This is a genomic window from Delftia deserti, from assembly GCF_042653485.1.
In the GTDB taxonomy this organism is placed as follows: Bacteria; Pseudomonadota; Gammaproteobacteria; order Burkholderiales; family Burkholderiaceae_C; genus Comamonas; species Comamonas acidovorans.
In genome coordinates this window covers 3,391,180-3,412,983 of sequence record NZ_JBHSIH010000001.1, presented here as the reverse complement: position 1 = coordinate 3,412,983, position 21,804 = coordinate 3,391,180, and the positions used below count along the sequence as shown (strand labels likewise).

Below are 21,804 nucleotides of genomic sequence, written 5' to 3'. Positions count from 1 at the left end.
GGCAGGCATGACCGCCAAGGTACGACTGGAACAGGTGGCGCATACGCGCTCGGGCGACAAGGGCAATACCTCGAACATCGCCGTGTTCGCCTACGAGCCCGCGCTGTATCCGCTGCTGTGCGAGCAGCTGACGGCCGAGCGCTTCAAGGCCTTCCATGGCACTGCCATCACGGGCGAGGTGCTGCGCTACGAGGCGCAGAACCTGCACGCACTGAACTTCGTCGCCCATGGCGCGCTGGGCGGCGGCGTATCGCGCAGCCTGTCGGTGGACAACTACGGCAAGGCGCTGTCGGCGGCCATCCTCGGCTTCGAGCTGGAAGTCCCTGTCGAACTGCAGCCACTGCTTCGCCAGCGGGCGCCGGGCTGAGCTTCGCCGCCTTGCATCACAGGCAAAGAAACAGAGGAGACAAAGACATGGCATTGCAACCCTTCCGAGCGCTTGCCGCGCTGGCACTGGCCGCGTGGACGGTGCTGGCCCCCGTGCAGGCCGGCGCCCAGGCCTACCCCTCCAAACCCGTGCGCATCGTCGTCCCCTATCCGGCGGGTGGTACGACGGACATCATTGCGCGGCTGGCGGCGGCCCAGCTGACGCAGCGGCTCCGGCAGCCCTTCGTGGTGGAGAACCGCGCGGGCGCCAGCGGCGCCATCGGCTCGGCGGCCGTGGCCCAGGCCGCGCCCGATGGCTACACCCTGGTCATGGGCACGGCCAGCTCGCACGGCATCAACTCGGCGCTGCAGAAAACCCTGCCCTATGACGCCGTGCGGGACTTCGCGCCCGTCACCGTGGTGGCCAGCACGCCCAACATCATCGTGGTCCATCCCGACGTTCCCGCGAAGACGCTGGCCGAACTGCTGGCCATGGCCAGGGCACGGCCCGGGCAGGTGAACTTCGGCTCCACCAGCCCCGGCGGCTCGCCGCACATGAGTGCCGAGCTGCTCAAGATGATGGCCGGCGTGGACATGGTCCATGTGCCCTACAAGGGTGCCTCGCCCATGCTCACCGACCTCATGGGCGGACAGATCCAGGTGGGGTTCGACAACCTGCCCTCGACCATCGCCTTCGTGCGAAGCGGAAAGCTGCGCGCGTTGGCCGTGACCACGGCGCAGCGCTGGCCTGGCGCGCCAGACATTCCCACGGTGGCCGAAAGCGGCGTGCCGGGCTACGAGGTCTCGGGCTGGTTCGGCCTGCTGGCGCCGGCGGGCACGCCGCGCGCCGTGCTCGATGCGCTGCAGTCGGCCGTCGCCCAGGCCGTGCGCGCCCCCGAGGTGGCCAGCCAACTGCGTGGCCTGGGCGCCGAGCCTGTGGCCAACAGGCCCGAGGCCTTTGCCCAGCAGATCCGTGCCGACGTGGAGAAGTGGCGCGGCGTGGCCAAGGCCACGGGCGTGACGCTGGAATAGCGCGCGTCGCCGACAATGGAGGTTTTGCGCGGCGCGCCTTCTGCGCTGCGGTTTTCCAAGGCCTTTGCCATGAACATCACCAAAGACACCGCCGTCACCATCAACTACAAGATCACCGACAAGCTGGGCAAGCTGCTCGACAAGGGCGACGTGGCCTATCTGCACGGCGGCTACGACAACATCTTCTCCAAGGTGGAAGCCGCCCTGGACGGCAAGGCCGTGGGCGACACGCTGACCGTGGACCTGGCCGTGGAAGACGCCTTCGGCGCGCGCGACGAGAGCCTGACCCGCACCATCCCCAAGGGCGAGTTCCCGCCCGGCGTGAAGGTCGGCGGCCAGCTGCGCGGCACGGATGACCAGGGCCAGCCCCAGATCTACCACGTGGTCAAGATCAAGGGCCCCGTGGTGCTGCTGGACGGCAACCACCCGCTGGCCGGCATGGCGCTGCACTTTGCCTGCAAGGTCACCGAAGTGCGCGCGGCCAAGCCCGAGGAAATCGAGCACCGCCACGTGCACGGCGGCCACGGCCACCACCATTGAGAGGCAGGGCCGGGATACACCCGGTCCGCACGGCCCCGCAAAGCACAAAGGCCGCCTGGCATGCCCGGCGGCCTTTGTGTTTTCCGACTAGACCGACTCCAGCGCCAGCACGGCCGTGGCGGTGTTGGAGATCGGTATGTGGTAGTTGCCGTGCACGCGCCGCACGCCGGGCGCAGCCGCGGACAGGGCACCGCGCATGGCCAGCCACATCAGCAGTTCCACGCCCTGGGTGCCGGTCTTTTCCACCAGTTCATGCACGCTGAACTGCGTGGCCCATTCGGGATTGGTGGCCATGCTTTCAAGGAACTGCAGGTCGAAGGCCTTGTTGATGAAGCCGGCGCGCTCGCCATCGAGCTGGTGCGACAGGCCTCCTGAGGCGATGACGGCCACGCGCTGGTCGCTGTCCCAGCGCGCGATGGCCCGGCCCACGGCCTGGCCCAGCGCATAGCAGCGGCGCGCCGAGGGCAGCGGGAACTGCACGGTGTTGATGCACACCGGCACGACGGCCACCGGGCAGTCGCCCTCGGGCCAGAACAGCTTGAGCGGCAGCGTGCAGGCGTGGTCCACCAGCATCTCCTGGCAGCTGACCACGTCGAAATCCTCGCCCACCAGGGACTCGATCAGGTGCCATGACAGCTCCGTTTGGCCGCGCAGCGGTGCCAGCGTGGGAATGCCCCAGCCTTCGTCGGCGTTGCAGTAGCGCTCGGCCGCGCCCACGGCGAAGGTGGGCATCTTGTCGAGGAAGAAGTTCAGGCCGTGGTCGTTGTAGAACATCACCACCACGTCGGGGCGCTGCGCGGCCAGCCATTCGCGGATGGGCGGGAAGCCGTCGAAGAAGGGCTTCCAGTAGGGCTCGTTGTGCAGGCCCTTGTGGATGGCGTTGCCGATGGCGGGAATGTGCGAGGTGCCGAGGCCGCCGATGAGATGTGCCATGGGGTGTCTCCTGGGTTGCGTCTTGTGTGTTGTTTATGGCGAGGCTCAGGCGTGCGAGCGCAGCAGGGCCTGGAATTCGGCCTTGGTCATGCCGGTCTGCTGGGCGCCTATGTCCTGCATGTCCAGGTGAAAGATGCCGGCCAGCTTGGCCAGGTAGTAGGCGTTGCCACCGGCCGCGATCATCTGCAGCACGTTGCGCGCGCGCACGGCATCGGCCTGCTCCTGGTTCAGGCCGTAGCTGCGCATATAGGCCTCCTCATCGGCCAGGAATGCCTGGCGGTTGGCCAGTTCGTTGAAGGAAAAGCACATGCTGTTGAGCGCGTAGCCCTTGCGGGCCTGCCTGCCATCGAACAGGGTGGTGCCGGGAATCTGCGGCTGATCGGCCATGTTTTGTCTCCGGTATTTGCGTTGGATCAGCGGCAGTGTCCGGCCCGCGTTGCCAAAGATAAAGCGGCGGCCAATCATGGAACGCATGAGAGAAATCGATGGATCGCAGCTGGACGGCCGGCTGCTGCAATTGCTGCTGGCCGTGCTGGAGACCGGCAGTGTCACGGCGGCGGCGCAGCGCCTGGGCGTGACGCAGTCGGCCGTCAGCCATCTGCTGGACAAGCTGCGCGCCATCACGGGGGACCGGCTATTCGTGCGGCAGGGGCGCGGCATTGCGCCCACGGCCCATGCGCTGGCGCTGCAGGCCCCGGCGCGCGAGCTGCTGCGGCAGATGCAGCAGTTCGGCCGGGGGCCCAGCTTTGACCCCGCGCACTGGCGCGCCGAGATCACCATTGCCGCCAATGACCTGCAACGCGAACTGCTGCTGCCCTCGCTGGCCCGGCGCCTGCGCACGCTAGCGCCCGCAACCATGCTGCGCGTGATCGACAGCGGCGCGCCGGATGCCGAACTGCTGCGCTCGGACGCCTGCCTGCTGGCCATCAGCCCGCGCCCGCCCGATGCCACGGACATCGTGCAAAAGCGCCTGTTCAGCGATGAGTACGCGGTCTTCTATGACAGCGCCGTGCGGCAGCCGCCAGCCAGCCTGGCCGACTATCTGCAGGCCGACCACGCCACCGTGGCCTATGCCGACCGCCAGGCGCTGGACCTGGACCTGCAACTGCAGGCGCGCGGGCTGGAGCGTCGCTTTGCCGTGCGCGTGCCGGGCTTTGCGGCGCTGGCCGCCTTCGTGCGCGGCACGCCGCTGCTGGCGACGGCACCGTCGCTGCTGGGCCGCACGGCCCTGTCATCGCTGGCCAGCTCTCCCGTGCCCGTGGACTGCCCGCCGCTGCCCATGTTCATGATCTGGCACACGCGCCACCAGGCCGATCCCGCCCACGCGTGGCTGCGCAGGCAGTTGCAGCAGGTGGTGGCGCAGGCGCTTGGCGGCGCCGGGCCGTCAATGCCTGCGAAGCAAGGCACGGCGCAGCAGGCGCGCGGCGCGGTTGCGGATCTGGAAGGGGCTGTGGCTCACGGCCGGGCTCACGCGGGCGCGTGAGCACGCGGCCAGGAAGTCGCGCAGCAGCACGCTGTCATCCAGCGTGCTGGTGTCCGGGTTGCGGAACTGGAATTCAGGGTGCCACTGCGTGGCCGCGATGTAGCTCTTGAGCGTGCCGGGCTTGCGGAAGATGGCCTCGGGAATGCGGTCGGGCAGGCTCCAGGCCTCCACATCGAACTCGGGCGCCACGTCCTTGATGCCCTGGTGGTGGATGCTGTTCACGCGTGCGCGGTCCAGCGTGGGGTACAGCGCCTCCAGCCGGCTGCCGGGAACGATGGCGATGTCGTGGTAGTGGCGGTCGTACTCCGTGGGATTGCGGTGCAGCTGCGAGCCGGGAACCTGGGTCTCGATGTCCTGGTAGAGCGTTCCTCCGAAGGCCACGTTGATCAGCTGCAGCCCGCGGCAGACGCCGAAGATGGGCTTGCCGGCCTGGGAAAACGCCTCGACCACGGCCAGGTCGTAGAGGTCGCGCACGCGGTCGCCCAGCCATTCGGGGCGCATGGGTTCCTCACCATAGCTGCCGGGCCAGACATCGGCGCCGCCGTGCATGACCACGCCGTCCAGCCACTCGGCATAGTGCTCCAGCGTCACGTCGCCGCGCGCGGTCTCGCCCGTGGGGCAGGGCACCATCACCACCATGGCGCCGGCCGACATGATCCAGTGCGCTATCGATTGCTCCACGTACTGCAGCGTCTTGCCCGTGAACAGCGGACGCTGCGGGTCCGCATGGGAGAAACAGGCCGAAAGGCCGATCTTGAGGCGACGGGAAGCGAGTGGGCTCATGGAGGGGCGGGCCGTTTGGGGAGTCCTGATACCCAAGTTGTAAGCCCAATCGAGCAGGGGCGATGTAGGAAGGGGTTGAACGCCCGCGACCGGCGCAGGGCCATCACTGCAAATAGGTGTAGATGAATGCAAGAGTTGTCTTGAGGCATCTCAAGCTTTTTCGGTCCATTCGTGCAGGCGCCCCGCCTGCGGGTGTAGCCTGTAGGCAGGGGTTGGGGCTGCGGATGCTGCAGCGCGAAAAACCTGACGACGCAGGGTGCGACTTGCTGTGCAGGCGGCCCGCATGGCGTTACGATGGATTCGCCAGTTCATCCATGGCCCCGACAACCCCGCCGCGCCGGTGGTGCGGCTTTTGGCGACTAGGAGGATATGCATGCAAGTTCAGGTTCATGCCGACGATTCGATCCAGGGTGGCGAGTCCTTGGCGCAATGGGCGCAGGAAGAGATCAACGCCAAGCTGGCGCGATTCAAGGACTACGTGGTACGCGTGGAGGTTTTCCTCACCGGCGTCGATGCGCTCAAGACCTCCGGCGCTCCCGGCAAGCGCTGCGTTCTGGAGACCCGGGCCAATGGCCGCCCGCCGATCGCCGTGAACGCCGAGGCCGAAAAGGTCAAGGACGCCTTCAACGCGGCCATTGAAAAGCTGAAGCGGGCCGTGGAGACCGACCTGGGCAAGCTCAAGGACAAGAACGGCCGCGAGAGCGTTCGCGGCGTGGAAGACGGCACCGAGGTGGATGCGACCAGCCCGGCCTGACCCTCGAAATTCCCGCAACACAAACGGCAAGGCGCCCCATTCGGGGCGCCTTTTGGTTGGGCAGGACTCTGGCGGCAGGTCGATAGCCGCAGCAGGCGCGTTCAGCGCGAGGCGCGCAGCACCACGCCGTCCAGCGAAGGCGCATGCAGCGGCTTCAGGGGCGATGCCAGCGGCGGCCCGAAGCGGCGTGCCGCACCTGCGGGCAGGGCCTGCGCATCCTGACCGGCCTCCGCTTCCCATTGCGCGCGGGCCTCGGCGATCTCTTCGCTGGTGCGGGCCACGAAGTTCCACCACAGCAAGATGGCTTCATCCATGGGCTCGCCGCCAATGACCAGCAGGCGGCTGCCGGGCGTGGTCTCGATGTCGACCGAGGCCGTGCCCATGGGCAGGTAGAGCAGTTCCTCCACCGGCAGGGGCTGGCCATTCACGCTTACGCTGCCTTCCAGGCTGAGCACGGCATGCTCGAAATCGGCGCGCAGCGGCAGCGTGGCGACGGCATTGCCATTGCCTGCGCTGTCCGCGTGCAGGTCCACGCTCATCAGGGGCGTGTGCACCTCGGCCGGCGACGTCAGGCCCAGCGCCTCGCCGGCCAGCACCGTGGCCGTGAAGTCGCCCACCGTGGTCCTGGGCAGCTCGGGGTAGTGCTGGAAGCGAGGCGGACCGTTGCGGTGCGACTCGGGCAGCGCAATCCACAGCTGCGCGGCGTGGATGTGAGAAGGGGTCTGGCTTTCCTCGGAGTGGGCGATGCCGTGGCCGGCCGTCATCAGGTTGACCTGGCCGGGGCGGATGATCTGGGTGTGGCCCAGGCTGTCGCGGTGCAGCACTTCGCCGCGGATCATCCAGGTGAAGGTCTGCAGGCCGATGTGCGGATGCGGGCCGACCTGCATGCCCGGTGGCGCGGGGTCGGCAGGACCGGCGTGGTCGAGAAAGCACCAGGCGCCGACCTTGCGCAGGGCGCGCTGGGGAATGGCGCGCTGGATGGGAATGCCGCCCACATCGGCGGTGCGGGTGGGCAGGTGCTGGGGTTGGGTCTGGGGCTGGGGCTGGGACGTGTCGGACATGGTCGGATCGGCCTGTTTCGTGGGGGAAGCCACCAGTGTCGTGCAGCGCGGCGCAGCAGGCAAACGCGGCTCGCATCGATTGGGCCTGTTCGCTGACAGCGCATTCTCAGGAACATTGTTTACATTCGAGGAACGGACCGGCGCCCGCCATTTTGGCGGGCGCCGGCCTCACTCTTACAGGAGAAAACGCCATGAATACATCCGTACAGACGCAAGCCGAAGCCGCTGAAGAGGCGGTCCAGAGCGCCGTGGAAGTGCAGCGATTCCCCGAGAAGTTCGAAGCCACGGTCACCGGCAATGTGCAGCACCGGGTAGGCGACGGCCCCCTGGAAGACATTCCGCGCGGCACCCGTGTGCAGGTGGCCACGGCCATCGGGAGCTATGTGCTGTCCTGGACCCAGGACGAGCAGCCGATCACCGTGTCGCTGGCCAAGCGCGAGTTCGAGCTCTATGTCGATACCGGGGAGATCGAGGTCAGCCAAGCCTGACGCCGGCCATGTCCCCATCCACTCCCAAAAGCCCTGCGGCCTGACAGCTGCAGGGCTTTTTGCATGGTGGCCCGGCCCCCGCTCAGGCCGGCAGCTGCAGCGCGGTCTGGATGTGTACCTCGCCGGCCAGCAGCTTGTGCACGGGGCAGGCCTCGGCCACCTGCAGCAGGCGCTGGCGCTGCTCGTCGTCCAGCGCGCCTTGCAGCGTGATCTGGCGTTCGATCAGGTTGCCGCTGGCCGGCGTGCCTTCGGGGTTCAGGCGCAGTTGCACGTCCACCTGCTCCAGCTTCCACTGCTTGCGCGCCGCGTACATCTGCAGCGTGACCGTGGTGCAGGCGCCCAGGGCCGACAGCAGCAGCTGCAGCGGGTCGGGCGCCGTGTCGCCGCCGCCCTTGTCCGCAGGCTCGTCCACATGCCAGCGGTGGCCTTGGGGGTCGCCAAGCGTGACGCGATAGGGGGTGTCCGTGCTGGTGGCGTGGGCGCTGTGGATCATGGAAAGTCCTTTGTCCTGGAAGTTGCCGCAAGAGGCGCGGGGGAGGCGGAGCGAATGACTCTACGCCTGCTTCGCTTCCGCCGCCCGGGGCCGGTGCTTCATGCGCAGCGGGATTTTGAGGTAGTGCACGCCATTGGCCTCGGCCGCGGGCCAATGGCCTGCGTGCATGTTGACCTGGATGGCGGGCAGCAGCAGGGCGGGCGCGGACAGCGTGGCGTCTCGCCGGTTGCGCATGGCCACGAAGCTGGCCTCGTCCACGCCCGTGTGCACATGCACATTGCCGGCGCGTTGCGCGTCCACCGTGGTTTCCCAGGCATGGCGGTCGCGGCCCGGCGCCTTGTAGTCATGGCACATGAACAATCGCGTTGCGGGCGGCAGGGCCAGCAGGCGCTGGATGGAGCGGAACAGCGTGCCCGCGTCGCCGCCGGGGAAGTCGGCGCGCGCCGTGCCGTAGTCGGGCATGAACAGCGTATCGCCCACGAAGACCGCATCCGCGATGCGGTAGGACACGCAGGCCGGCGTATGGCCGGGCGTGTGCAGCACCTCGATGCGCAACCCGCCCAGCGGCAGGCTGTCGCCGTCGGCCAGCAGCCGGTCGAAGGGCTGGTCGCCGCCGGGCGCGGGCAGGTTGAAGACGGGGCGGAAGATGCGCTGCACCTCGCGGATGTGCTCGCCCACGGCAATCGGGGCGCCCGTGCGCTCGCGCAGGTAAGGGGCTGCGCTGAGGTGATCGGCATGGGCATGGGTTTCGAGGATCCAGCGCACTCGCAGGCCCTGGGCCTGCGCGGCGTCCAGCACGGCATCGGCCGAGCCGGTGTGGGCCTGGCCGCTGGCGTGGTCGTAGTCGAGCACGGGGTCGATGACGGCGGCCTCGGCCGTGTCCGCATCCCAGGCCAGGTAGGTCACGGTGTGGGTGTTGGCGTCGAAGAACGGTGCAATGCGCAGCGGTGATGTCATGAAGGCACTCCTGGTTCGATGGCTCATGTGCAGCCTGCCGGCAATTATATTAGAATTTGCTAAATTAGATTGTTCTTGATCAACCATGACCGGACCGACGCTCTCTCCCGAACAGGCCTTTTTGCAGCAGGGCGCTGCACGTGCCGCCGCGCTGCTGCGCGCCGTGGGCAACGAAAACCGCCTGCTGGTGCTGTGCCTGCTGATCGAGCATGGCGAGCTGTCCGTGGGCGAATTGCTGCAGCAGATCCCGCTGAGCCAGTCGGCCCTGTCCCAGCACCTGGCCCGCATGCGCGAAGAGGGTCTGGTCGCCTACCGCCGCGAGTCGCAGACGCTGTACTACCGCATCGCCAATCCCGATGTGCAAAAGCTGGTGGCCACGCTCAAGAGCATCTTCTGCGCCTGAAATCCTCTGTTCCCAAGGAGCTGATCCATGTCCCTTTCCTCCGTTTCCTCCCAAGCCGCCCGCCAGATGCAGGAGCAGGGTGCCTGGCTCATCGACATCCGCGCGCCGGACGAACATGCACGCGAACGCATAGGCGGCGCCCGCAGCATGCCCATGGACCGCCTGGCGGCGGGAGCCCTGGCCGGCGCGCCCGCCGCCGTGGTCTTTCACTGCCGCTCCGGCCACCGCACGCGCCTCAACGCCCAGGCCCTGGCGGCGGCCTTGCCGCCCGGCTGTGCCGGCCATGTGCTCGACGGCGGCCTGGACGCCTGGAAGGCACAAGGCCTGCCCGTGCTGCGCGACAGCCGCCAGCCGCTGGAGCTGCAGCGCCAGGTGCAACTGGGCGCGGGCGGGCTGGCGCTGCTGGGCGCCGTGCTCGGCGCCACGGTGTCCCCGTGGTGGCACCTGCTGTCGGCCTTCGTGGGCTGCGGCCTGATCGTGGCCGGGGCCACGGGCTTTTGCGGATTGGCGCGCGTTCTGATGAAGGCGCCCTGGAACCGGCGGGCCCTGGGGCAGTGACGGCGCCTGCACTGAATCCAGCCTGACACCTGCTGCCTGACCCCCAAGTTCCCCTGTTCAGGGGACTGTGGAGAACCCCGGACGGCAGTACGATAGCTGTATGACATCTGTTTACGCCCAACGCCGCGCACGCTTGGCCGCCCAGTTGGGCGCTGGCGGCATCGCCATCATTCCCACCGCTCCCGAGCGCCAGCGCAACCGGGACACCGGCTACCTGTACCGCCACGACAGCTACTTCTACTACCTGACCGGCTTTGCCGAGCCCAATGCCTGCCTGGTGCTGGCCGCCGATGGCACCAGCGTGCTGTTCTGCCAGCCCAAGGACCTGGAGCGTGAAATCTGGGACGGCATCCGCCTGGGCCCCGAGGCCGCCGTGGCCACGCTGGGCGTGAGCCAGGGGTTCTCCAGTGCCGAGATCGATACGCGCCTGCCCCGCCTGCTGGAGAACCGGGGCCGCCTCTGGTATCCGTTCGCCACGCATGAAGGCCTGGCCGTGCGCGTGGAAGGCTGGCTGGGCCAGGTGCGAGCGCGCGTGCGCTTCGGCGCGCTGTGCCCGGCCGAGCAGGGCGACCTGTGCACGCTGCTCGACGAGATGCGCCTGGTCAAGGACGCGCATGAGCAGGACATCATGCGCCGCGCCGCCGCCATCAGCGCCCAGGCCCATATCCGCGCCATGCAGCGCTCGGCACGGATGCTGCGCGCAGGCCAGGAGGTGCGCGAGTATCACCTCGACGCCGAACTGCTGCATGAATTCCGCCAGCAGGGCTCGCAGTACGTGGCCTACGGCTCCATCGTGGCGGCCGGCGCCAATGCCTGCGTGCTGCACTACCAGGCCGACAAGGCGCCCGTGCATGCGGGCGAGCTGGTGCTGATCGACGCGGGCTGCGAGCTCGACGGCTACGCCAGCGACATCACGCGCACCTTCCCCGCCGATGGCCGCTTCACCGGCCCGCAGCGCGCGCTCTACGAGCTGGTGCTGGACAGCCAGAAGGCCGCCGTGGCGGCCACGCGGGCCGGCGCGCGCTTCAACGATCCGCACGACGCCACCGTGGCCGTGCTGGCGCAGGGCATGCTGGACCTGGGCCTGCTGGACAGAAAGGTCTATGGCAATGCCCAGGACGTGATCGAGCAGCGCGCCTTCTTCCAGTTCTACATGCACCGCACGGGCCACTGGCTTGGCATGGACGTGCACGACTGCGGCAGCTATGTGGAGCCCTCGGAGCTGGGCCAGTCGCACGAGCGCAAGGACCCGCTGTCGGGCGAGACTATCACCAACCGCCCCAGCCGCATCCTGCGCCCGGGAATGTGCACCACCATCGAGCCGGGCATCTACGTGCGTCCTGCGGCCGGTGTGCCCGAGCAGTTCCACAACATCGGCATCCGCATCGAGGACGATGCCATCGTCACCGAGACGGGCTGCGAGCTGATCACGCGCGGCGTGCCCGTGGAACCCGACGAGATAGAAGCCTTGATGCGTGACTGACAACGCCAGCCTGCCCACCACCGGCCCCGTGTCCACCCTCATGCCAGCCCCACCGGCCTATGCCCCGCCCGCGCTGCCACGGCTGAGCTGGCGCATCTTCACGGTGCTCTGGCTGCTGGGCCTGCCCGGCGTGGCGGCCATGGCCTGGTTCGTGCTGCCCGACTGGATGCGCCTGCTGGGCCTGCCTGTGCAGCCGCTGGCCACGCCGCTCGCCGGCATTGGCGTGATGGCCGCGCTGCTGGCCCTGCCCGTGGGCATTGGAGTGTGGCTGGGGCCGAGGCTGGGCCTGTCCGCACCGCTGCTGACCACCTGGGTGGCCGGGCGGTCGCCCCAGCGCGCCGTGCGCTACCTCACGCTGCCGGGGCTGGCCGGCGGCGTGGTCGGCGCGGCCTGGCTGGTGACCCTGGCCCTGGCCTGGCCCGACGACCTGACCCTGATAGATCCCGTCTACGCCATGCCGCTGGGCGCCAAGATCCTGTACGCGGGCATCACGGCCGAGCTGGTGATGCGCCTGGGCGGCATGACGCTGGTGATGTGGCTGCTGTGGCGGTTGAGCGGGCGCACCGACCGCCGCCCGGGCTGGATGCTGGGCTGGTGGTCGGTGGTGCTGTCGGCCCTGCTCTGGGGCTTGTTGCAGCTGGCGCTTGCCTGGGGTACCTGGGGCGGCCTGTCGGACGCACTGGTGCTGCAGCTGCTGCTGTTCGAGATCGTCCACGGCGCCGTGGGCGGCTTTCTGTTCTGGCGCTATGGCCTGGAGGCGGCCATGGTGGCCCATGCGATCACCTACCTGCTCTCGCACGGGCTGGTTTGACACTAGCCAAACCTCAGCGAGCCGAACAAGCCTTCGGTCTCATCCTCGGGGCCGGCCGCGAAGTACAGGGCGTTGCTGTCGCCCAGGGCCACGCCGTTGCCGAACTGCAGCGCCCAGAGGCCGGGTATGGCGACCGGGCGATCCTGGCCATCGCGCAGCTCGTCCACGTAGCTGCCGTTGTCCAGATCGAAGGCGCAGATGCGGCCTGCGCCGCCGAAGTTGCCCACCAGCAACCGGCCCGATAGCGGCCCGAAGTCGGGCGGTGCGATGGCCACGCCCCAGGGCGCGTTGAGCCTGCCATCGTCTGAATAGATCCGCTGCAGGCGGCCGTCCAGGTCGAACTCGGCCAGCTTGCCGCGCGCGGGGCGGTTGCCGGTGGCGGCCTCGCGCTCTGCATCCATGGCATCCTCCTCACCCGCGAAGAAGGCGCTGGCGTCCTCGGGGTCGGGCTGGCTCATGGCGTAGAGCACGAAGACGCGGTCTCTTGAGCCGTCGTTGACGACCTGGATATTGAACGGCACGGGGTCGCCAGGTCTGGCAGCGCCGGCAGGGCCGCTGGCGAAGGGGTTGGCGAAGCCCTGGGTGGAGGTGAGCTGCCACTGTGCGTCCAGTGTGCGGATCTGTGGCTGGTCGCCGAAATCAGCCAGCCACAGGCGATCCCAGCGGCCCGTATGCAGGGCCGCGCCGAAGAAGGCCATGCCCCGGTCCGTGCCATCGAAGACCTCGACGGCTGGGCCGTCCACGCGCACGATGGCGCCCGTCTCGGCGTCGCGCTCGGTCCAGGCACTGACGCTGCCGCTGTCGGTCACGAAGACAAAGCGCGCCGCGCCGTCGAGCAGGCGCCCGCCTGCGGGCTGGCCACGTACGCGGAACAGGTTGGATTCCAGGGGCGCGCCGTGGTAGACCACGCCAGTGACCTTGCCTGCGCTGCCGTCGTCGGTCCGGGAGTCCGACCGGGGCACGGCCACCTTGCGAAGGCCGTCCTGTTGCAGGGTGCGCAGGCTGGGATCGGACGAGCGGGAGACGTCACCCAGGTATTGCCAGGAAGTGCCACCGCCGCCAATCCAGAAATGGCCGCCTGCGCCGGCCGGGCGGATGGCAATGCCCCAGCCGTTGACGAAGCCCGGTTCCGTGAAGCGCGCGCCGTAGCCGGCATGGCTGGCGAGCAGTGGTGTCTGCAGGTAGCGGTTGGCGGGCGCACCGCCGCCGCTGCAGGCGGTCAGCGCCGAGGAGGCGAGGGCGCTCAGAACAAAATGTCTCCGGTCAAGCATGTTGGATTCTCTGGTCGCATGGCAAAGCGGTGGATGGGTTGGCTGAGCATGCGAAACCAAGGGGCACCGGATGTTCTGGCTGCTGCCTGCGGACCGGGCGGACCGCAGATATGAACAGGCGATGCTAGAGAGGGGCAGCCTGCCGGGTCAATGCGGCCCCGTCTGATTGTGCAGAGCGATGCAGGAGGACTCAGCGCAGCTGCCTGCGCAGAATCTTTCCGGTCACGGTCTTGGGAAGTTCCTCGCGCAGCTCGACGATGCGCGGCACCTTGTAGGCGGCCATGTGCGCCTTGCAATGGGCGATGAGTTCCTCGGGCGCGGCCTGCCGGCCCGCCTTCAGCGAGACCACGGCCTTGACGGTCTCGCCCCGGTAGTCGTCTGGCACGCCGATGACGGCGGCCTCGCGCACGGCGGGGTGGGTGTAGAGCACGTCCTCGACCTCGCGCGGCCAGACCTTGTAGCCGGCGGCGTTGATCATGTCCTTCTTGCGGTCCACCAGGTAGAACCAGCCGCGCTCGTCCATGAAGCCCACGTCGCCCGTGCGCAGCCCGCCCTCGAACATGGCGGCGGCCGTGGCCTCGGGCAGGTTCCAGTAGCCGGACATGATCTGCGGGCCGGCCGAGACGATCTCGCCGATCTCGCCCGGCGCGGCCTCGCGGTGCTGGTCGTCGATGATGCGCACCACCGTGCCATAGACCGGCACGCCTATGGACAGCGCACCCGATGCCGGGTCCACCGGCGCCCGCGCGCCCAGCGGCACGAAGTGCGTGGGCGAGCAGGTCTCGGTCATGCCGAAGGCGTTGTGTATGGCCAGGCCCGACAGCTGCTCGAAGGCCTGGATCACGGCCGGCGCAATGGGCGCGCCTCCCGAGTACATGGCCTTGAAACTGCGGAAATCCTCGCGCGAGACGCCCGGGTGGTTCATCAGCGCCACGAAGGCGGTGATGGCGCCGATGGTGAAGCTGGGCCTGTGCTCGCGCATGGATTCGAGCATGGTCTCGGGATGGAAGCGGTGGCTGAGCACCAGCGGGCAGGGCACCAGCAGGGCCAGGGCCACATGGCCGACCAGGCCGGTGATGTGGAACAGCGGCGCCAGGCCCAGCACGCTGTCGTCCGCGGTGATGCCGATCCAGTCGCGGTAGGTCTGGGCGTTGAAGGCCAGGTTGCCATGCGTGTTCATGGCGCCCTTGGGCTGGCCCGTGGTGCCCGATGTGTAGGTGATCACGGCCGTATCGCCCGCCGTGGGCCGGCGCGCCAGCGGCGCGGGCTGGCCGCCGGCCTGCACCAGCGCAAGCAAGTCCAGCGTGCCATCGGCCACGGGCAGGCGCGGACCGTCGCCGAGCACGCGCGCATCGTTGCGCGTCTGCCAGTCCAGCGCCGATGTGGTGACCACGGTGGCCAGCGGCAGGCCGCCGGCCGCATGCACTTCGCGGGCCACGTCCAGGTACAGCTGGTCCAGGCACAGCAGGGCCTGGGCGCCTGCGTTGTGCAGGATGTAGTGCAGCTCGCGCTGCCGGTTCATGGGATTGACGGGCACGGCGATACCGCCCAGCTTCCAGGCCGCCACCAGGCCGATGACGAAGGCCGGATTGTTCTGCGTATAGAGGGCCAGCCGGTCGCCGGCCGCAAAGCCCCGCGCCTGCAGCGCACGGGCCAGAGCGCTGGCGGCATGGTCGAGTTCGCGCAGGTTCAGCCCGCCGTCGAAATAGCGCACGATGGCGCAGCCGGGTGCCGCAGCCAGCGAGGCGTCGAACAGGTCGAGCATGCTGCTGAACTGCGGCCGCATCTCGGCCGGCTGGCCCGGCGCGTAAAGGCCCAGCCAGGGCCTGCCGTGCGATGGGGCCGCGCTCATTTGATCACCACGGGATTGACGGGCGAGCCCGTGGCGCGGTGGATCTTCAGCGGCGCGGCCACGTACAGAAAGGTGTAGCGGCCGTCGCGCGCGCAGCTGTCGGCCAGGGCCTCCAGGTCGCAGATCTCGGTCAGCGTCACGCCCAGGTTGCGCATCAGCGCGCAGTGCAGCGGCAGGGCCACGCCGTGCACGGGGTCCATGGTGACTTCGTTGGCGATGGTGTCGGTGACCAGGTTGGGGATCTCCATCGCGTGGAACCAGTCCACCAGTTCGGGCGAGTAGGTCAGGCCGGGCTCGCAGAAATCGGTGTAGAAGTTCTCCGGGTCTTCGTAGAAGCCCGACAGGAAATTGGTGCGCACGATCAGGATGTCGTGCTTTTCTATGGTGTGTCCCTGGGCCTTGGCGCAGGCCATCAGGTCTTCGTGCGTGAAGGTCTCGGCACGCTCCAGCGCCACTTTGCCGCGGTGGCGCGCCATGTCCAGCAGCACGCCGCGCCCCACGATGCCGCGCGCGCCCAGCGCCTGCACGCTGGCCTTGTCCAGCCCGCCGATGGTGGTGCGCGCGTCATAGCCATTCCAGATGCGCCCTCCGTACCAGACATGGCCCAGCGCGTCGTACTGGGTCGATCCCTGCAGGAATGCGTCCAGCTTGTCATCGGCATAGTGCAGGCCGCCTGGGAACCGGGGCGCATCGGGGCCGTCCCAGCTGGACTCGTCAAACACCATGGTGCGCTCGGCCGGTGTGCGGCCAGGCCAGACCGGATCGCCGCGCGGGTCGCCGATCAGGCGCTGCAGCGTGAAGGTCTCGCCCGAGCGGATGTGGGACACGCCGCGCAGCACCTCGGCGGGCGTGAGGAAGTTCAGCGCCCCGACCTCGTCGTCGGGCCCCCAGCGGCCCCAGTTGCTGGGGGCGTTCCTGAGCAGATCCTCCATCAGCGGGGCGTCGTCGTGCGTGTGTCCATGGTCGTGAGCATGTCCCATGTCTGTCTCCTGTCGTTGGTTTGTCGAACAAGGCGCGCAGGGCATTCAAACGCCAGGATGGGCGCGAGGCTGTCGCCGGTTCGACACGAGGGCGGCGGGCATTGCGATCGTCCTGGGCAAAACTGCTTTCACAGGCGACAGGCATGGCGATGCGCCTGCACCGGCGATGCTGCGTTGCAGCATCAAAACCGATAGCGGCAAAGGCCAGGCGCCACGGTGCTTTGCGATGGGCCGCATGCTGCGCCTGCACGATCTGCGGGGTGCCTGGGGCCTGGCTTTCAGCCCCTTGCCGCAGGCCGGAATGTTCCCTTCATGTAACCGCATTCGTGTGAGAATTGAAACCCGATTACAAACCCTGAGCGAGAGACATTCCATGCAAGTGAGCCGTGCCACCAAGATCGTCGCCACCCTGGGCCCCGCTTCCAGCGACCCGCATCTGCTGGAACAGATGGTGCGCGAAGGCGTCAACGTGGTGCGCCTGAATTTCAGCCACGGCAAGGCCCAGGATCACATCGACCGCGCCACCATGGTGCGCGAGGCGGCCCAGCGCGCAGGCCGCGAGGTGGCCATCATGGCCGACCTGCAGGGCCCCAAGATCCGCGTCGGCAAGTTCGCCGAAGGCAAGGTGATGCTGGAGCCCGGCGCACGCTTCGTGCTCGACGCATCGCGCACCGAGCCCGGCGACCTGGGCGGCGTGGGCCTGGACTACAAGGAACTGCCGCGCGACGTGAAGCCCGGCGACGTGCTGCTGCTCAACGACGGCCTGATCGTGCTCACCGTGGACCATGTGCGCGGCGACGAGGTGCACACCACCGTCAAGCTGGGTGGCGAGCTGTCCAACAACAAGGGCATCAACAAGCAGGGCGGCGGCCTGACGGCGCCTGCGCTGACGGCCAAGGACATGGAGGACATCAAGACCGCCATGAGCTTTCAGGCCGACTACGTGGCCGTGAGCTTTCCCAAGAACGCCACCGACATGGAAATGGCGCGCCAGCTGTGCAACGTGGCGGCGGCCCAGTACGGCCACAAGCCCGGCCTGATCGCCAAGATCGAGCGCGCCGAGGCCATTCCGCGCCTGGAGGAAATCCTGCATGTCTCCGACGGCATCATGGTCGCGCGTGGCGATCTGGCCGTGGAAGTGGGCAACGCGGCCGTGCCCGCGCTGCAAAAGAAGATGATCCGCATGGCGCGCGACATGGACAAGTTCGTGATCACCGCCACGCAGATGATGGAGAGCATGATCACCAACCCCGTGCCCACGCGCGCCGAGGTCAGCGACGTGGCCAACGCCGTGCTGGACGGCACGGACGCCGTCATGCTCAGCGCCGAGACCGCCGCCGGCAAGTACCCGCTGGAGACCGTGCAGGAAATGGCCAAGATCTGCGCCGCCGCAGAAGCCGCCGAGGACCCGGACAGCGATGCCGAGTTCACCGGCCGCCAGTTCTCGCGCATCGACCAGTCGATCGCCATCGGCGCGCTGTTCACCGCCCACCACCTGGGCGCCAAGGCCATCGTCGCCATGACGGACAGCGGCTCCACCGCGCTGTGGATGAGCCGCCACCGCATCCACATCCCCATCTATGCGCTCACGCCCAAGATCTCCACGCAGCGCAAGATGGCCATGTACCGCAACGTGCGCCCCCTGCTCATGGACACCAGCGCCGACCGCGACACCGCGCTGGACCAGGCCGAAGGCCATCTGCGCGCGCGCAACATCGTGCAAAGCGGCGATGTCTACGCCATCACCTGCGGCGAGCCCATGGGCCAGCCCGGTGGCACCAACATGCTCAAGATATGTCGTGTGAACTAACCCCCTGAGGCGCTTCGCGCCTTCCCCCTCTCGCTACGCGGGGGGGACGACACCCTCGCGGCGGGGCGGCCCTTGCTCGGTGTCCCTCGTTTTGGGGAGCGCCAGTTTTATGTGCGGTGCGCTATGCCTTCGCCATGGTCTATTGGGGCCTGCCTGAGTGGGTTCGTGCGTTGTAGGGCAGCAGGTTAGGCATGACGGCAATGCGGCGCCACAGCGCGGCATGCCAGACCAGGGTGGCGCTGCAGATGCCCACGATGGCGCCGCCCAGAACGTCGGACGGGAAGTGCACGCCCAGGTGCACGCGGCTCCAGGCCATGCCCAGGGCCAGCGACCAGGCTGACACCATGACCCAGCGGCGGTGGCGCGTGCAGCCCAGGGTCAGAGCCTGGGCCAGGGCAAAGGCGCCCGTGGCGTGCATGCTCGGAAAGCTGGACCGCAGCGCGTGATCCACCCATTGCACGCCCATGCCCAGCTGGGCAGGACGCGGTGCCGGGAAGCCCCAGCGGATCAGCCGCGCCACGGCCCAGGCCACCAGCATGGACAGCAGGGCCAGCACCAGGGTGCGGCGCAGGGCAGGCGAGCCGCGCAGCAGCCCGGCCATCACGGGAAGGGCGCACAGAGAGGGAAGCCAGGAGGATATGGCGCGCGCCGCCTCGATCGAGATGGCAGGCGTTTGCGCATTGGCGTTCAGCAGCGTGAACAGGGCGGGGTCCAGGGGCAGCATGGCAAAGCTCGATCAGGGAGTGGAAGGCGGCAGGCTGGCGGCGGGCCACAGGGAGTCAGGTGTGCCGTCCCTGGCCTGCAGCAGGCGCGTGACCGCCAGGTCGAGGAGCCAGCCCGCCGTCCAGCACAGCCAGCCGGTCCACAGCGTGTGGCTCATGAAATGGGCGCCGCGCACCTGCTGGGCCAGGCCCATCGACAGGCCTGCGGTCAGCGCAACGGCCAGCCAGATCCAGGCTGCGCGCGGTGCATGGCGGCGCAGCGCGAAATAGCCGGCCACAAAGGCAAAGCCCGCCGAGGCATGGCCTGCGGGAAAGCAGCGGCCCGGCCCGCCATCGGCCAGGCCCAGCGACCAGTGCGAGACATGGCGCGCCACGCCGCCGAACTCGGCCAGGTCCCAGGGGCAGCTGGTTGCGCTGGTGTACTTGAGCAGCGAGATCAGGGCCAGCGACAGCAGGATGCCCGCCACCAGTTGCACGCGCCGCCCGTGAGGCAGCAGGCGCAGCGGGCCCACGGGCCGCCAGACGCACAGCGTCAGGCCCAGCACCACCAGCCAGGCCAGGCGGCGTGCACCTTCGTGGGCGACGTTCACGAAGAACCAGTCCGAACGCAGCGCAAAGCCATCGGCGTCGCCGAACCAGCGGGCCATGGCCAGGTCCAGGGCGCTGGCATCCCAGGCCAGGACCACGGCCAGGGCCACCAGGGTCCACAGCAGGGTGCGTTTGAAGGACGGGCCCTGCGCGGGGGCTGCGGAGAAATCTCGGGGTTCAGGTGTCGGCATGGCCGGCAGCATGAGAAGCGCGGCTTAAACCCGTCTTAACGCATGCCCCGGGCTGCGGCCATCGTCTGGCGCCGCAGCCGGCAGCGGTCATTGCACAATGCGCGCATGCGAATACTGGTCGTCGAAGACAACGCGGGCATTGCCGCAGGCCTGCAGGCCAATCTGCAACAGCGCCGCTACGCGGTCGATGTCTGCACCACCGTGGCCGAGGCCTGGCATGCGCTGGAGATGGAGCGCTTCGATGCCGTGCTGCTGGACCTGGGCCTGCCCGATGGCGACGGCAGCGAAATCCTGCGCCGTCTGCGCGGCCCGCGCCGCCCGGGTGGCGACAGCCAGGCCCTGCCGGACCCCAACACGCCCGTGCTCATCCTGACCGCGCGCGACCAGGTGCGCGAGCGCATCGCCGGGCTGGACCTGGGTGCCGACGACTACCTGGTCAAGCCCTTCGACATCGACGAGCTGGAGGCGCGGCTGCGCGCCATGCTGCGCCGCGCAGGCGGGCAGGCGGCACCTGTGATCCGCCATGGCGAGCTGGAGGTCGATCCGGCCGCGCGCACCGTGCGCCGCGAAGGCCGGCTGGTGGAGATGTCGCCGCGCGAGTTCTCCGTGCTCTGGGTGCTGCTGCAGGCGCGCGGGCGCGTGCTCTCGCGCCTGCAGATCGAAGAGCATCTCTACAGCTGGGGCACGGCCGTGGAAAGCAATGCCGTCGAAGTCCACATCCACCACCTGCGCAAGAAGCTGGGCAATGCCAGCATCGTCACCATGCGCGGCGTGGGCTACTTCATGCCCGTGGAGAACACATGAGCACCGCGCCGGACCGCCGCCCCTCGCTGATCTGGCATCTGATGGCCTGGATGCTGGGCGCGCTGGTCGTCGTCTGGGCCAGCTTCGTGGCGCTGGGCTACCAGACCGGCGTGCATGAGGCCGACGAGCTCACCGACGGCCATCTGGCCGGCGTCGCTGCGCTGGTGCTCAACCTGCATGTGGAAGGTGCCGTGGACCACGGCGAGGCCACGCCCGTGCACGAGCCGCCGGGCCTCATGGCCCACGACTACCAGCAGTCGCTGGGCGTGGCCCTGTGGGATGGCACGGGCCGGCTGATCTCGCGCACCGGCGATGCGCCCGAGCCCTCCTTCGACACCGAGCAGGGCTTTGCCACCCTGCGCCTGGGCCCGGAGCGCCGCGCCTGGCGCAGCTTCACCCAGTGGAGCCGCGACCGTGCGCGCAAGGTCAGCGTGATGATCGAGCTGCAGGAGCGCGACGAACTGGCCGACGACATTGCGGGCCAGATGGTCGAGCCCGGCCTGTGGCTGCTGCCCGTGGTGGCGCTGGCGCTGGGGCTGGCGATTCGCCGGGGCATGCGGCCGCTCAACGAACTCTCGCGCGAGGTGGAGCGCCTGGACCTGGCCCAGGCCGAGCGCGTCTCGCACCGCCACGCGCTGCGGGAATTCATGCCCGTGGTCAATTCCATCAACACCTTGCTGGACCGCCAGCAGGAGGCGCTGGAGCGCGAGCGCAGCCTGGCCAACGAAGTGGCCCATGAACTGCGCACGCCGCTGGCCTCCATCGCCTTGCAGGCGCGGGCCCTGGGCGATGCGCCGGCCGGCGCCATGGACGCCCCGGCCCAACGCCAGGCGCTGGCGCAGATAGGCCGGGACGCGCTGCATGCCGGCCATGTGCTCAGCCAGCTGCTGGCACTGGCTCGCGCAGGCCGCGCCATGCTGGCCGAGCCGCCCGTGCCCGTGGACCTGGCCGCGCTGGCCCGGCAGGTGGTGGCCGCCCATGCGCAGGCGGCCTGGCAGCGCGACTGCAGCCTGTCCGTGCAGGCGCCTGAGGCACTGGGGGTGATGGGCAATGCCGTGCTGCTGGAGCTGGCGCTGCGCAATCTGGTGGAAAACGCCCTCAAGCACACGCCGCACGGCACGCAGATCGAAGTCCAGGCCGGGCAGGGGCCGGATGGCGAGGTCTGGCTGCAGGTCTGCGACGATGGCCGACGCGACGGCGCCGAGCGCGCTGCGGCGCCCGTGGACAGCCTGCACCTGGGCCACGAGATCGTGGCGCGCGTGCTGCGTGCCCACCAGGGAAGCTTTGGCGAGGCCGCGCCGCCCGAAGGCTTCACGACCTGCTACCGCATGGGAATGCCCGGGACAGGGTTGGCGGCAGCTGGTTAAAATCGCCAGTTACCAAGCGGTTACTGCCGCGATCCCCCGGCCGTGGCCCCGCAGCGCACCCATGACGCAGCGGC

24 protein-coding genes are annotated in these 21,804 nt (G+C 68.8%); 13 read left to right on the top strand and 11 right to left on the bottom strand.

What is annotated here, in order from left to right; all coding sequences use genetic code 11:
• Positions 1-7: 7 nt before the first annotated feature.
• The 3 genes from ACFPFG_RS16535 to ACFPFG_RS16525 all read left to right on the top strand — a co-directional run bounded on the left by ACFPFG_RS16535 (position 8) and on the right by ACFPFG_RS16525 (position 1,938).
• Positions 8-367, top strand: coding sequence for an AtuA-related protein (locus tag ACFPFG_RS16535; protein WP_183020622.1), 360 nt, complete (start codon positions 8-10; stop codon positions 365-367).
• Positions 368-414: 47 nt separating this feature from the next.
• A complete protein-coding gene (locus ACFPFG_RS16530) occupies positions 415-1,398 on the top strand; it encodes a Bug family tripartite tricarboxylate transporter substrate binding protein (RefSeq protein WP_197953920.1) in 984 nt (327 codons plus the stop codon).
• A gap of 69 nt (positions 1,399-1,467) precedes the next feature.
• On the top strand, positions 1,468-1,938 hold the full coding sequence (locus ACFPFG_RS16525) for an FKBP-type peptidyl-prolyl cis-trans isomerase (RefSeq protein WP_183020624.1): 471 nt from the start codon (positions 1,468-1,470) through the stop codon (positions 1,936-1,938).
• 87 nt (positions 1,939-2,025) lie between these two features.
• Here the strand turns inward: ACFPFG_RS16525 and ACFPFG_RS16520 are convergent, their stop codons facing one another.
• Both ACFPFG_RS16520 and ACFPFG_RS16515 read right to left on the bottom strand, forming a co-directional pair.
• On the bottom strand, positions 2,026-2,871 hold the full coding sequence (locus ACFPFG_RS16520; RefSeq protein WP_197953918.1) for a class III extradiol dioxygenase family protein: 846 nt from the start codon (positions 2,869-2,871) through the stop codon (positions 2,026-2,028).
• Positions 2,872-2,916: 45 nt separating this feature from the next.
• Positions 2,917-3,258 carry a protocatechuate 4,5-dioxygenase subunit alpha gene (locus ACFPFG_RS16515; protein ID WP_012202847.1) on the bottom strand — a complete coding sequence of 114 codons (342 nt, stop codon included), beginning with the start codon at positions 3,256-3,258 and terminating at the stop codon, positions 2,917-2,919.
• A gap of 76 nt (positions 3,259-3,334) precedes the next feature.
• On the opposite strand from ACFPFG_RS16515, the gene ACFPFG_RS16510 reads away from it, so the two are divergent.
• Positions 3,335-4,354: a LysR family transcriptional regulator gene (locus tag ACFPFG_RS16510; RefSeq protein ID WP_197953910.1), complete on the top strand. Its 1,020-nt coding sequence runs from the start codon at positions 3,335-3,337 to the stop codon at positions 4,352-4,354.
• On the opposite strand, the gene ACFPFG_RS16505 is transcribed toward ACFPFG_RS16510, so the two are convergent.
• Complete coding sequence (locus ACFPFG_RS16505) at positions 4,256-5,137, bottom strand: gamma-glutamyl-gamma-aminobutyrate hydrolase family protein (protein WP_012202849.1); 882 nt, start codon at positions 5,135-5,137, stop codon at positions 4,256-4,258. The two genes, ACFPFG_RS16510 and ACFPFG_RS16505, sit on opposite strands and share 99 nt — an antisense overlap.
• 373 nt (positions 5,138-5,510) lie before the next feature.
• On the opposite strand from ACFPFG_RS16505, the gene ACFPFG_RS16500 reads away from it, so the two are divergent.
• Complete coding sequence (locus tag ACFPFG_RS16500) at positions 5,511-5,891, top strand: HPF/RaiA family ribosome-associated protein (protein WP_197953908.1); 381 nt, start codon at positions 5,511-5,513, stop codon at positions 5,889-5,891.
• A gap of 101 nt (positions 5,892-5,992) precedes the next feature.
• Here ACFPFG_RS16500 and ACFPFG_RS16495 read toward each other — a convergent pair whose 3' ends face one another.
• Positions 5,993-6,952: a pirin family protein gene (locus ACFPFG_RS16495; RefSeq protein WP_183020627.1), complete on the bottom strand. Its 960-nt coding sequence runs from the start codon at positions 6,950-6,952 to the stop codon at positions 5,993-5,995.
• A 191-nt stretch (positions 6,953-7,143) separates the two neighbouring features.
• On the opposite strand from ACFPFG_RS16495, the gene ACFPFG_RS16490 reads away from it, so the two are divergent.
• Positions 7,144-7,440: a hypothetical protein gene (locus ACFPFG_RS16490; RefSeq protein ID WP_012202852.1), complete on the top strand. Its 297-nt coding sequence runs from the start codon at positions 7,144-7,146 to the stop codon at positions 7,438-7,440.
• Between the two features lie 82 nt (positions 7,441-7,522).
• Here the strand turns inward: ACFPFG_RS16490 and ACFPFG_RS16485 are convergent, their stop codons facing one another.
• Complete coding sequence (locus ACFPFG_RS16485; RefSeq protein ID WP_197953906.1) at positions 7,523-7,933, bottom strand: OsmC family protein; 411 nt, start codon at positions 7,931-7,933, stop codon at positions 7,523-7,525.
• A 60-nt stretch (positions 7,934-7,993) separates the two neighbouring features.
• Complete coding sequence (locus tag ACFPFG_RS16480; protein ID WP_183020629.1) at positions 7,994-8,890, bottom strand: MBL fold metallo-hydrolase; 897 nt, start codon at positions 8,888-8,890, stop codon at positions 7,994-7,996.
• Positions 8,891-8,975: 85 nt separating this feature from the next.
• Between ACFPFG_RS16480 and ACFPFG_RS16475 the strand changes: the two genes are divergently transcribed.
• From ACFPFG_RS16475 to ACFPFG_RS16460, 4 genes are all read left to right on the top strand, one after another.
• The gene (locus tag ACFPFG_RS16475; protein ID WP_183020630.1) at positions 8,976-9,293 is read left to right on the top strand and encodes an ArsR/SmtB family transcription factor; all 318 of its coding nucleotides are present in this window, start codon (positions 8,976-8,978) and stop codon (positions 9,291-9,293) included.
• Positions 9,294-9,320: 27 nt separating this feature from the next.
• A complete protein-coding gene (locus tag ACFPFG_RS16470) occupies positions 9,321-9,851 on the top strand; it encodes a rhodanese family protein (RefSeq protein WP_043825412.1) in 531 nt (176 codons plus the stop codon).
• A gap of 100 nt (positions 9,852-9,951) precedes the next feature.
• On the top strand, positions 9,952-11,334 hold the full coding sequence (locus ACFPFG_RS16465; protein WP_380107435.1) for an aminopeptidase P N-terminal domain-containing protein: 1,383 nt from the start codon (positions 9,952-9,954) through the stop codon (positions 11,332-11,334).
• Positions 11,327-12,145, top strand: coding sequence for an abortive infection protein (locus tag ACFPFG_RS16460; RefSeq protein WP_183020631.1), 819 nt, complete (start codon positions 11,327-11,329; stop codon positions 12,143-12,145). The genes ACFPFG_RS16465 and ACFPFG_RS16460 overlap by 8 nt, the downstream gene beginning before the upstream one ends.
• A 2-nt stretch (positions 12,146-12,147) precedes the next feature.
• Here ACFPFG_RS16460 and ACFPFG_RS16455 read toward each other — a convergent pair whose 3' ends face one another.
• The 3 genes from ACFPFG_RS16455 to ACFPFG_RS16445 all read right to left on the bottom strand — a co-directional run bounded on the left by ACFPFG_RS16455 (position 12,148) and on the right by ACFPFG_RS16445 (position 16,248).
• On the bottom strand, positions 12,148-13,416 hold the full coding sequence (locus ACFPFG_RS16455; RefSeq protein WP_183020632.1) for a TIGR03118 family protein: 1,269 nt from the start codon (positions 13,414-13,416) through the stop codon (positions 12,148-12,150).
• Between the two features lie 190 nt (positions 13,417-13,606).
• Positions 13,607-15,268: an AMP-binding protein gene (locus tag ACFPFG_RS16450; RefSeq protein WP_374619142.1), complete on the bottom strand. Its 1,662-nt coding sequence runs from the start codon at positions 15,266-15,268 to the stop codon at positions 13,607-13,609.
• Positions 15,265-16,248: a cyclase family protein gene (locus ACFPFG_RS16445; protein WP_183020634.1), complete on the bottom strand. Its 984-nt coding sequence runs from the start codon at positions 16,246-16,248 to the stop codon at positions 15,265-15,267. The genes ACFPFG_RS16450 and ACFPFG_RS16445 overlap by 4 nt, the downstream gene beginning before the upstream one ends.
• A gap of 373 nt (positions 16,249-16,621) precedes the next feature.
• Between ACFPFG_RS16445 and pyk the strand changes: the two genes are divergently transcribed.
• Positions 16,622-18,058: a pyruvate kinase gene (pyk, locus tag ACFPFG_RS16440; RefSeq protein ID WP_183020635.1), complete on the top strand. Its 1,437-nt coding sequence runs from the start codon at positions 16,622-16,624 to the stop codon at positions 18,056-18,058.
• Positions 18,059-18,197: 139 nt separating this feature from the next.
• Here the strand turns inward: pyk and ACFPFG_RS16435 are convergent, their stop codons facing one another.
• Together ACFPFG_RS16435 and ACFPFG_RS16430 are read right to left on the bottom strand one after the other, a co-directional pair.
• Entirely contained in the window at positions 18,198-18,782 is a 585-nt protein-coding gene (locus ACFPFG_RS16435) for a phosphatase PAP2 family protein (protein WP_380107432.1), read from the bottom strand.
• A gap of 12 nt (positions 18,783-18,794) precedes the next feature.
• Positions 18,795-19,571: a phosphatase PAP2 family protein gene (locus ACFPFG_RS16430; RefSeq protein WP_380107430.1), complete on the bottom strand. Its 777-nt coding sequence runs from the start codon at positions 19,569-19,571 to the stop codon at positions 18,795-18,797.
• A gap of 93 nt (positions 19,572-19,664) precedes the next feature.
• Between ACFPFG_RS16430 and ACFPFG_RS16425 the strand changes: the two genes are divergently transcribed.
• Both ACFPFG_RS16425 and ACFPFG_RS16420 read left to right on the top strand, forming a co-directional pair.
• Complete coding sequence (locus ACFPFG_RS16425; RefSeq protein WP_183020638.1) at positions 19,665-20,363, top strand: response regulator transcription factor; 699 nt, start codon at positions 19,665-19,667, stop codon at positions 20,361-20,363.
• Entirely contained in the window at positions 20,360-21,730 is a 1,371-nt protein-coding gene (locus tag ACFPFG_RS16420; protein WP_380107428.1) for a sensor histidine kinase, read from the top strand. Before ACFPFG_RS16425 ends, ACFPFG_RS16420 begins: the two co-directional genes overlap by 4 nt.
• Positions 21,731-21,804 lie beyond the last annotated feature (74 nt).

Bases quoted from the DNA above. Each gene is read 5' to 3' on its own strand.
- ACFPFG_RS16535 (WP_183020622.1), top strand. From the start codon at position 8: ATGACCGCCAAGGTACGACTGGAACAGGTGGCGCATACGCGCTCGGGC.
- ACFPFG_RS16530 (WP_197953920.1), top strand. From the start codon at position 415: ATGGCATTGCAACCCTTCCGAGCGCTTGCCGCGCTGGCACTGGCCGCG.
- ACFPFG_RS16525 (WP_183020624.1), top strand. From the start codon at position 1,468: ATGAACATCACCAAAGACACCGCCGTCACCATCAACTACAAGATCACC.
- ACFPFG_RS16520 (WP_197953918.1), bottom strand. From the start codon at position 2,871: ATGGCACATCTCATCGGCGGCCTCGGCACCTCGCACATTCCCGCCATC.
- ACFPFG_RS16515 (WP_012202847.1), bottom strand. From the start codon at position 3,258: ATGGCCGATCAGCCGCAGATTCCCGGCACCACCCTGTTCGATGGCAGG.
- ACFPFG_RS16510 (WP_197953910.1), top strand. From the start codon at position 3,335: ATGGAACGCATGAGAGAAATCGATGGATCGCAGCTGGACGGCCGGCTG.
- ACFPFG_RS16505 (WP_012202849.1), bottom strand. From the start codon at position 5,137: ATGAGCCCACTCGCTTCCCGTCGCCTCAAGATCGGCCTTTCGGCCTGT.
- ACFPFG_RS16500 (WP_197953908.1), top strand. From the start codon at position 5,511: ATGCAAGTTCAGGTTCATGCCGACGATTCGATCCAGGGTGGCGAGTCC.
- ACFPFG_RS16495 (WP_183020627.1), bottom strand. From the start codon at position 6,952: ATGTCCGACACGTCCCAGCCCCAGCCCCAGACCCAACCCCAGCACCTG.
- ACFPFG_RS16490 (WP_012202852.1), top strand. From the start codon at position 7,144: ATGAATACATCCGTACAGACGCAAGCCGAAGCCGCTGAAGAGGCGGTC.
- ACFPFG_RS16485 (WP_197953906.1), bottom strand. From the start codon at position 7,933: ATGATCCACAGCGCCCACGCCACCAGCACGGACACCCCCTATCGCGTC.
- ACFPFG_RS16480 (WP_183020629.1), bottom strand. From the start codon at position 8,890: ATGACATCACCGCTGCGCATTGCACCGTTCTTCGACGCCAACACCCAC.
- ACFPFG_RS16475 (WP_183020630.1), top strand. From the start codon at position 8,976: ATGACCGGACCGACGCTCTCTCCCGAACAGGCCTTTTTGCAGCAGGGC.
- ACFPFG_RS16470 (WP_043825412.1), top strand. From the start codon at position 9,321: ATGTCCCTTTCCTCCGTTTCCTCCCAAGCCGCCCGCCAGATGCAGGAG.
- ACFPFG_RS16465 (WP_380107435.1), top strand. From the start codon at position 9,952: ATGACATCTGTTTACGCCCAACGCCGCGCACGCTTGGCCGCCCAGTTG.
- ACFPFG_RS16455 (WP_183020632.1), bottom strand. From the start codon at position 13,416: ATGCTTGACCGGAGACATTTTGTTCTGAGCGCCCTCGCCTCCTCGGCG.
- ACFPFG_RS16450 (WP_374619142.1), bottom strand. From the start codon at position 15,268: ATGAGCGCGGCCCCATCGCACGGCAGGCCCTGGCTGGGCCTTTACGCG.
- ACFPFG_RS16445 (WP_183020634.1), bottom strand. From the start codon at position 16,248: ATGGGACATGCTCACGACCATGGACACACGCACGACGACGCCCCGCTG.
- pyk (WP_183020635.1), top strand. From the start codon at position 16,622: ATGCAAGTGAGCCGTGCCACCAAGATCGTCGCCACCCTGGGCCCCGCT.
- ACFPFG_RS16435 (WP_380107432.1), bottom strand. From the start codon at position 18,782: ATGCTGCCCCTGGACCCCGCCCTGTTCACGCTGCTGAACGCCAATGCG.
- ACFPFG_RS16430 (WP_380107430.1), bottom strand. From the start codon at position 19,571: ATGCTGCCGGCCATGCCGACACCTGAACCCCGAGATTTCTCCGCAGCC.
- ACFPFG_RS16425 (WP_183020638.1), top strand. From the start codon at position 19,665: ATGCGAATACTGGTCGTCGAAGACAACGCGGGCATTGCCGCAGGCCTG.
- ACFPFG_RS16420 (WP_380107428.1), top strand. From the start codon at position 20,360: ATGAGCACCGCGCCGGACCGCCGCCCCTCGCTGATCTGGCATCTGATG.